The sequence below is a fragment of the Streptomyces sparsus genome, assembly GCF_054776295.1.
This window is the reverse complement of the sequence record NZ_BAAHCA010000146.1, coordinates 1-7,972: the sequence shown is the minus strand read 5'-3', so window position 1 is coordinate 7,972 and position 7,972 is coordinate 1. Positions and strand designations below refer to the sequence as shown.

At 72.0% G+C, this 7,972-nt stretch carries 10 protein-coding genes; 4 read left to right on the top strand and 6 right to left on the bottom strand.

Annotation, left to right across the window (positions count from 1 at the left end):
• Window positions 1–315 (bottom strand): GntR family transcriptional regulator (locus tag ACYVE9_RS10255; RefSeq protein ID WP_461027457.1); only part of this gene is annotated, 315 nt, incomplete at its 3' end.
• 47 nt (window positions 316–362) lie between these two features.
• Here ACYVE9_RS10255 and ACYVE9_RS10250 point away from each other — a divergent pair.
• The 3 genes from ACYVE9_RS10250 to ACYVE9_RS10240 all read left to right on the top strand — a co-directional run bounded on the left by ACYVE9_RS10250 (window position 363) and on the right by ACYVE9_RS10240 (window position 2,943).
• Window positions 363–842 carry a carboxymuconolactone decarboxylase family protein gene (locus ACYVE9_RS10250; RefSeq protein ID WP_461027456.1) on the top strand — a complete coding sequence of 160 codons (480 nt, stop codon included), beginning with the start codon at window positions 363–365 and terminating at the stop codon, window positions 840–842.
• Window positions 843–1,648: 806 nt separating this feature from the next.
• Window positions 1,649–1,972, top strand: a complete 324-nt coding sequence (locus tag ACYVE9_RS10245) for a MerR family transcriptional regulator (protein WP_461027458.1) — start codon at window positions 1,649–1,651, stop codon at window positions 1,970–1,972.
• A gap of 221 nt (window positions 1,973–2,193) precedes the next feature.
• Window positions 2,194–2,943 (top strand): MerR family transcriptional regulator, encoded by a 750-nt coding sequence (locus ACYVE9_RS10240; protein ID WP_461027455.1) that lies wholly within the window; start codon window positions 2,194–2,196, stop codon window positions 2,941–2,943.
• A 100-nt stretch (window positions 2,944–3,043) separates the two neighbouring features.
• On the opposite strand, the gene ACYVE9_RS10235 is transcribed toward ACYVE9_RS10240, so the two are convergent.
• The 5 genes from ACYVE9_RS10235 to ACYVE9_RS10215 all read right to left on the bottom strand — a co-directional run bounded on the left by ACYVE9_RS10235 (window position 3,044) and on the right by ACYVE9_RS10215 (window position 7,469).
• Window positions 3,044–3,442, bottom strand: a complete 399-nt coding sequence (locus ACYVE9_RS10235) for an ankyrin repeat domain-containing protein (protein WP_461027454.1) — start codon at window positions 3,440–3,442, stop codon at window positions 3,044–3,046.
• Window positions 3,443–3,590: 148 nt separating this feature from the next.
• On the bottom strand, window positions 3,591–4,625 hold the full coding sequence (locus ACYVE9_RS10230; protein WP_461027453.1) for a phosphotransferase: 1,035 nt from the start codon (window positions 4,623–4,625) through the stop codon (window positions 3,591–3,593).
• Between the two features lie 45 nt (window positions 4,626–4,670).
• Window positions 4,671–5,432, bottom strand: a complete 762-nt coding sequence (locus ACYVE9_RS10225; protein WP_461027452.1) for an HAD family hydrolase — start codon at window positions 5,430–5,432, stop codon at window positions 4,671–4,673.
• 117 nt (window positions 5,433–5,549) lie between these two features.
• Window positions 5,550–6,266: an HAD family hydrolase gene (locus ACYVE9_RS10220; protein WP_461027451.1), complete on the bottom strand. Its 717-nt coding sequence runs from the start codon at window positions 6,264–6,266 to the stop codon at window positions 5,550–5,552.
• A gap of 327 nt (window positions 6,267–6,593) precedes the next feature.
• The gene (locus ACYVE9_RS10215; RefSeq protein WP_461027450.1) at window positions 6,594–7,469 is read right to left on the bottom strand and encodes a GntR family transcriptional regulator; all 876 of its coding nucleotides are present in this window, start codon (window positions 7,467–7,469) and stop codon (window positions 6,594–6,596) included.
• Between the two features lie 244 nt (window positions 7,470–7,713).
• Here ACYVE9_RS10215 and ACYVE9_RS10210 point away from each other — a divergent pair, with 244 nt between their 5' ends.
• The gene (locus ACYVE9_RS10210) at window positions 7,714–7,896 is read left to right on the top strand and encodes a hypothetical protein (protein WP_461027449.1); all 183 of its coding nucleotides are present in this window, start codon (window positions 7,714–7,716) and stop codon (window positions 7,894–7,896) included.
• Window positions 7,897–7,972 lie beyond the last annotated feature (76 nt).

The window sequence follows — 7,972 nt, the reverse complement described above, 5'->3', positions numbered from 1 at the left end:
TGCAGGGGCGGGGACGCGGGGCGGGCGGAGCGGAACGGCCCGCTCGGCTACGCGGGTCCCGGAGCCCTGACGGGAGGTCAGCCAGCCCTCGGCGACCAGTTCGGCGTAGGCGTCGGCCACGGTGTTGCGGGCGAGCCCCAGATCGGCGGCCAGCGAACGGTACGGAGGCAGTCGGGCGCCGGGCGCCAGCCTGCCCTCGCGGATCGCGTCCCGCAGCGCACGTGCCACGGCGGCGCGCCGGCTACCGCCGGGGGCCAGCTCCAGATGCAGGTCACTGCCGACGCGCCGGGCCGAATTGACCCAAGGTTCCGACACGAAAGTGCACCTTTCCGTGGGTCGGTGGGGTTCGTACGTTAGTGGGCATGACCGACAGCAGTGTGTCCCGAGTGAACTTCGCCAAGGTGGCCCCGCAGGCGTACAAGGCGCTGGCCGGCCTTGACGCCGCAGCCCGCGACGGGCTGGACCCGACCGTGGTGGAACTCGTCCAGATCCGCGCCTCGCAGATCAACGGCTGCGCCTACTGCATCCACATGCACACCAACGACGCCCGCAAGGCCGGCGAGAGCGAGGACCGCCTCCACCTGGTCGCGGCCTGGCCGGAGGCCGGCACGTTCTTCACGGAGCGGGAGCGGGCCGCCCTCGCCCTCACCGAGGCCGTCACCCTGCTCCCGCGCGGCGGCGTGCCCGACGACGTGTACGCGCGGGCCGCGGCCCACTTCGACGAAGCCGAGCTCGGCCGGCTCCTGGCCGTGATCTGCACCATCAACGCGTGGAACCGCGTCGCTGTGACCACCGCCAAGGAGCCGGGCACCGACGAGCGCCCGCCCGCCGCACGACCCTGACCCGAGCCGAACCCCCACCGCGCCCGCCGCTTGCCGGCCTGCTGTCTTGTGACGAGATCGCCGCCGCGCGGGCCGGGGTTGTCGCCTCACGGTGCCTGTTCGTGGACGACCGGTCGGAGAACGTCGAGGCGGCAGGCGCACTCGGCATGTCGGGTGTCCGGTACCGGTCCGCCGCGGACCTCCGCGCCGCGCTGGGCTCACTGCTGCACGGGGAGCAGTGAGCGAGCAGGGCGAGCGTCGAGCGTTCCGGGGGAGGGCCGGAGCCGGGAAGGGACGGCGCCGCGACGGGGATCAGAGAAAATCTCCTCTCGTCGAGGTAGACATTCGCGCTCTCGGTGGCTAGCATTTTCTTCGTAGCCAGAGGAGAGAAAATCCGTAGGGCACGGCAGATGACGAACTGCCGTGAGTAGTGGAGCAGGACGCCGACGCGGCGGACGGGCAGTTCGGACGCCCGCCGGGGAGGCGAGCGGTTGTCAGGCGGCAGTGACCCGTAGGAGCTCAGGGGTCTCAGCCGGTGGTGGCCGCGACAGGGAAAACAGAAGGATCAGGAAGACGAGAAACCCGAGGAGAAGGGAAGGGCCACACGCCATTGGATCGCCCGTCGGCGGCAGTCGCGTCGAACGGGTACCGCGGTCCCCATGAACGGAAGGTGGTCTTCGGTTACGCATACGTCGCGATCCCCGCGTCTGCTGTCCCTTCGGGGCAGCCGCGGAAACGGTAGTCCGGCCTGAAGGCCGGTAGATGGTGTAAACCCAACCCAGGGCCCCGGTGCGTCGCACCGGGTCCCTCGACACGTGGACGGTGGAATGGCCCTGGAGCTGCGCGAAGTGGACACCAGATTCGACGACGACGACTACCCCGCCTACACCATGGGCCGGGCCGCGGACATGCTCGGCACGACCCCGGGCTTCCTGCGCAGCCTGGACGAGGCGAAGTTGATAAGCCCCCAGCGCTCGGCCGGCGGACACCGCCGGTACTCGCGTCACCAGCTGCGGCTCGCCGCCCGCGCCCGGGAACTGGTCGACGAGGGCACGTCGGTGGAAGCCGCATGCCGCATCGTCACCCTTGAGGACCAGCTCGAAGAGGCGCACCGGCTGAACGACGAGCTGCGGGACCGCCGGGAGAACTGACACCGGGCACCGGCCCGACCGGGTCGGTGCCGCACGGACCCCCTGCCCTAAGCCGTATCCGGTCGCCACCCCGGCGTCACCGCCGTCGGGGGACCTCCGCGCGCTCACCGCCGCTTGCGTGAGCCGCCCGAGGGATGGCGAACACCCTCCGCGCGTGCTTGACGTTGACGCTGCGTAAACGCCTAGCGTCGTGAGCAGCGACGGAAGAGGAGGTCCCGGCGATGGAGTGGCCCATTCAGCACCTCGCCCGGTCGGCCGGCACCACCAGCCGCACCCTGCGTCACTACGACGACATCGGGCTGCTGAAACCGAGCCGGATCGGCCACAACGGCTACCGCTACTACGACGAGAACGCGCTGGTTCGGTTGCAGCGCATCCTCCTGCTGCGCGAGCTGGGCCTGAGCCTGGCCGCCATCGCGGAGGTGCTCGAGGGGCAGCGCAACACCTCCGCCGCGCTGCGCACCCATCTGCGGCTGCTGGAACAGGAGCGTGCACGGCTCCGGCGGCAGATCGACTCGGTGCGGACCACGTTGGACAAGCTGGAAGGAGGCGAACCGCTCATGGCTGAAGAGGCCTTCGACGGTTTTGACCACACGCAGTACAAGGAGGAGGTGACCGACCGCTGGGGCCGGTCCGCCTACGAGCAGGGCGACCGGTGGTGGCGTTCCCTCTCGGCCGACGACAAGAAGGGGTTCCAGCGGCAACAGGCGGAGATCGGCGCCGACTTCGGCCGCGCGCACGCGAGGGGCCTGGAGCCGGACAGTGAGGAGGTGCAGGCCGTCACCCGCCGCCACTACGAGTGGATGGGGGTCGGCTGGCAGGGCCGGTCACCGACGGCCGAGCAGTTCGTCGGGATCGGGCAGATGTACGTCGACGATCCGAGGTTCACCGCGATCTACGACGTCCACGGGGAGGGCACCGCCGCTTTTGTGCACCGGGCGATGAGCGTCTACGCGGAGCGGAACCTCTGACCGGGGCGGGGAGGGTCGCGGGCCCTGCCCAGCGGCGGCGGCCGGCGGCCTCCCGTCCGGCGCCACCGGACGGGGGCGCGTCCGTGCCTGCCGCGTTCTCCTACCGGGCGCCGAACAGCTCGAGCAGCTCGGTCTTGGCGAACATCCGGGCCGTCTCGATCGCGCTGGGTGTGCCGGCGGCCGGGTCCGCGCCTCCGTCCACGAGGGCGCGGACCACCTCGTCCTCGCCCTTGAAGACGGCCCCCGCGAGGGGCGTCTGGCCGCGGTCGTTGGGCTTGTCCGGGTCGGCGCCGCGCGCCAGCAGGGCGCGGACGGTCGCCGGGTGGCCGTGGTAGGCGGCCAGCATGACGAGCGAGTCACCGCTGTCGTTGGTGAGGTTCGGCGGCACCCCCGCGTCCACGTAGGCGGCGATGGTGTCGGTGTCCCCGTGCCGGGCGAGGTCGAAGACCTTTCCCGCGAGTTGGAGCACCTCGGGGTCGTGCGCGGGCTCGTCGGTCATGGGGGACCCTCCTCGGGCTCGTGCGGTGCGAGCCACCTGGCCCGACGGCCGGGCACGTCACCTCGCTGCTGGTGATCTCACCTTACGTAGGCTCCTGCCACCCGGGCGCGTCCGCGACACTCCCCGGTCCCCCTGCGCCCCACCGTGGTCAGGCCGGGACGGGACGGGCGGGGGAGCCCTCCGGGCTCGGGGCGGGCGACAGCGCCTCACGGCTGCGGGCGTGCTCCGCGTAGGCGCGGGTGATCTCACGGCGGCTGGGCAGGTCCGCCTCGGCGATGCCCATCACGTCCGCGGCGCGCGCGAGCACGTTCCGCACCACGGTGGCGGTGTGCGGGGTCAGGCGGCGGTGCGCCTGCCGGACGACGTCCGTGTAGACGGACTGCACGCGTTTGTAGGCGAGGTAGACCGGCAGGTCCTCGTCCATGCCGGCGTCCGCACCCGGCAGCTCCGCGGTCACCGCCCTCCGCCACGACTTCCTGACGCGCTCCTCCTGCCGGGCGGGGTAGTCCATCAGGTAGAGGTGGGTGGCGAGGTCGTACAGCGGGTCGCCGACCATGGCCAGCTCCCAGTCGATCGTCCACAACCGCCGGCGGCGGTCGACGATGAGGTTGGCCCGGTGCAGGTCGCCGTGCAGCAGGCAGAACGGCCGACGGGCCAGGGTCCTCGCCCGGTCGTCCAGCCACGAGCCGGCCGCCACCGCGTGCTCGGACACTCCCAACCGCTGGAACAGCGGCCCGTACTCGGGCAGCCGCTTGCGGTAGGCCTCCTCGCGGGTGAACGAGATCAGCGCTCGGAAGAAGCCGCCGCTGTCCCCGTTCACGGGCCGCTCCTGCTCCTTGCAACCGCGGGACGAGGTCACCTGGTCCGGGGAGATCGCGGCCAACTGCCGGAAGCGTTCCATGATCTGACGCCGGTACCGGTAGCGGACGGGCGTGCCGGGCGGGCAGGTGCGGTCCAGCGCCTCACCCTCGATGAAGGACTGGAGCAGCGGGCCGTCCGGCAGCTGCCGGACCTGGGGAATCCGGGGGACGCCCCTGCTGCCGAGTTCGGCGAGCAGTTCGTCCTCCGAGACGAAGCAGCGCCGGTCGAACCACAGGGCCTCGTCGTGCGGCTCGGCGCACTTGTACCGGCCGTGGACGTGCCAGGTCCGGTGGTACCCCTGGTAGGAGAGTGGTTGCTTCATCGCGGAGCTGTCGTACCTCTCACACGGCCGGAACAGAGCGGCAGGCTACTCCTTCGCGCTCGCACGGCGGGGGTCGGAAACACCGATGTCACCTGAAGGTTGCCGTACGACATCCAGTACGGACGCGAGTGAGCCGATGACGGGCGCCGGCGGGAACGTCGCGTGCGGGCCGCCGAGTTCGTCCGCCTGCCGCCTCAGGGCCGCGGCCTTCGCGGGTGTGCTGCCGTATCCGATGAAGCGCACCCCGGCGGCGTGCGCCGCCAGGACGTCCACCGGGGCGTCACCGATCATGACCGTGCGGTGGGCGGACGCGTCCACCGACGCGAGGGCCCGCAGCACGCAGTCCGGGTCCGGCTTCAGCAGCCTGGCGTCGGGCTGCCGCCCGTGCACGCGTCCGGCGAAGACGTGCCCCAGCCCGCGGGTCTCCAGGTAACGTCGCACCGCTTCCGGGGAGTTGTTCGTCGTGATGGCCAGCTCGTAACCCGCCGCGCGGAGGGCCCGGACCAGCCGGTCGGCGTGCGGGGTGGGCCGGGCGGTCGCGGCGGCGGCGACCTCCTCGCGGGTGAGGACGCGCTCCAGTGTGCTGACGAGCGTGCCCTTCCGCCGGCCGGCGACGCTGCGCAGGATGTCGTGCGCGTTGTCGGTGGAGCGCAGTTCCGCGTCGAGCAGCGCCCCTTCACCGTGCGTCCGCACGCAGCTCCTCATGCGCTCGGCCACGTCGTGCGCGGGGTGGGCGGCGAAGAGGTCGCAGAGCGGGCCGTCGAAGTCGAACAGAACACATCTGACGGTGTCGAGGAGCGTCTTCATCACTTGAGTGTCAGGGGTGGCGTCCCCCTTGGCCAGGGACCCCCGGGGCGGTGGGCGGGGGCGTCCGGGGCGGTGGGCGGGCTCCGGGGCGCACGCTCCGGGGGAGCCGTCCGGGCGTCACGCGCCGGCGGTGCTCCGGCGGCGCTCCGGCCGGAATTCGGCGACGTTGACGAGTTCGAGCACGGTCAGCAGCGAGGTGACGAGGTGCTCGGCGCTGACGCCGGCGTTGAGCAGTTCGGCCTTCTTCCGGTCGTTGCGGGCGTAACCGACGAAGGGCACGCCGGCCGTCTCGGCGGCTTCGGCGTCCCGCGGGGAGTCGCCGATCATCACCGTCCGCTCCGCCGGCACACCCGTGGACTCCAGGGCGCGCAGCACGGCGTCCGGGTCCGGCTTGAGCCGGGACGCGTCCGGCCTGCGCCCGTGCACACGACCGGCGAACAAGCCGTCGAGCCGCCGGCCGGCGAGATATCCCTGCACGGCCTCCGGCGCGTTGTCGGTACTGATCGCCAACCGCCGTCCGGTGGACCCGAGCGTCATCAGGAGCGCGTCCACGTAGGCCGTGGGCCAGGCGCGCGGGGCGGCTGCCACCTCCTCCCGGGTGAGCGCGTCCGCCACCTCCTGGACCAGGGTGGTGCCCGGTGCCTGCCGGGCGACGTCCCGCAGCACGGCGTGCGGATCGTCCGGGGCGGACAGCGTGACGTCCTGGGGGCTCGCGTCCACCAGGGCGCGCAGCCGGGTGGCGGCGTCGGCGGCACGCCCGTCGACGAACAGCCGGCAGAGGGGTCCGTCGAAGTCGAAGATGACACTGTCCGCGGCACTGATCAGGCTGCGCATCGTGAGCTGGCCCCCTACGGTCGAGGTGGGGCAGCCGGGTGCGTGCTCGGGTGCCCGATGGCGGCCGGGGCGCTCGTCGCGCCCCTCGGTCCGGACGTCCCGTGATGCCCGCGGTGAGGTCCGCAGAGCCCGCGGGGTGCCGGAACCGTATCTTCGGCCGCGGACGCGGGAATGGCAAGATCCGCGCGACCCTCCGCTGCCCGCTCACCCGTGCGGACGCGCCGGACGGTCGGCCGCTCGGCGCCCGGTAAGTCGCCGGCCGGCCGGTCGTCAGTCGCTCAGTGGACCGACCGTCCGCGCGCTGCCGTCAGCGACGCCGGTGGCGTCTCACTCGCCCAGCCGGACCGGGACCGCGACGGACTCCCACAGGGAGCTGAACCACTGGTCGGCCGCGACGGCGAAGGCGGACTCCTGCTCGTCCCGGCTGTCGGGTCCGCTGGAGTAGCGGAAGAGGGTGGCCTCCAGGCCGAGCACGTCGTGGATCAGCATGGGGTCGTCGTGGAAGGGCACGGTCCGCGGGATCACCGTGTAGAACCCGAACAGCGCCTCCGTTCCGTTCAGCAGGTAGTACTTGCTGGTCGGCGTGATGCGCACGCTGCGCACCTCCACGGAGACCTCTCCCACCAGTCCCCGCTCGGCCAGCTTGGTGAGGTCCATCCACAGGATGTGGGCGTAGCTGCGCATCAGGTCGCGCAGCCGCTCCAGGGGGCGCGGGTCGGCGGGGTCCGAGACGAGCCGGGGTACGGCGAGCTCGGCCTCCAGGCTCGGCATCAGCACCCGCACCCGGATCGACTGCGGGGCCAGTTCGTGCGCCTCGATGGCCAGCCGGGCGGCGGCCAGGGCGGTGTTGAGCGTCTCCGTGGTGAGGGAGTAGGTGTCGATGGTGACGTGGTCGGCGCGGAAGGCGTCGAGTATCCGGTCGGCGAGTTCCACTCCGGCCGGGCGGGGTGCGTCGGGGTGCGGGTGCTGTTCGGCGACGACGGGCGGGGCGCCGCGACCGGTGTGGGTGAGCAGTCCCTCGGCCCTGAGCACGTCCAGGGCCTGACGTACCGCGCTGCGGTTGGCGCCGAACTCGTCCACGAGTTCCTGCTGTGTGGGCAGCCGGTCACCGGCCGACAGCTCGCCGCCCCTGATGCGGGTCCGCAGGTGGTCGGCGATGTGCTCCTTGGGCGAACGGTCGCCGGTGGTCCTGTTCTTGCTCACTCTGTGACCGTACAACTTCTCACCAACGCCGGGGAGTTGCCCGCCAAGTGTTTTTGCTTCGACCGAAGTTGGGCACAACTATTAGTAAGTTGGCCGCCAACTTTCCAGGGTTGGCGATCAAGTCGCACCAGTTGCACGGACAGTCGTCCCGGCCAGGCGCACTCCCCTCCCCGCCCGTCCGACGGCGTACGGGCGCCCACGCACCGCACGGTCTCCCGCATGCCTCCCGAAGGAGGGAAACACCATGCCTCTTCTCACCCTGTTCGTGGCGGCGGTGGTGGTCGCCGCCGAGCGCGTGATCGAGTCCCGCTACGGAGTCGCCGGTGCCGCCGGAGTGATCCTGCTGGCGGTCGGCATCAAGGCCCGCAACGTGACGTGCAGTTGCCTCGGGGCGGTGGTGCTCACCGTGCTCTTCATGAGTCCGTGAGCGTTCCGGTCCCGAGCGCGCGCCGCCGCTGAACGACGCGGCCGGCGAGCCGCCGGGGCGCGCCCGGCGCAGGGCG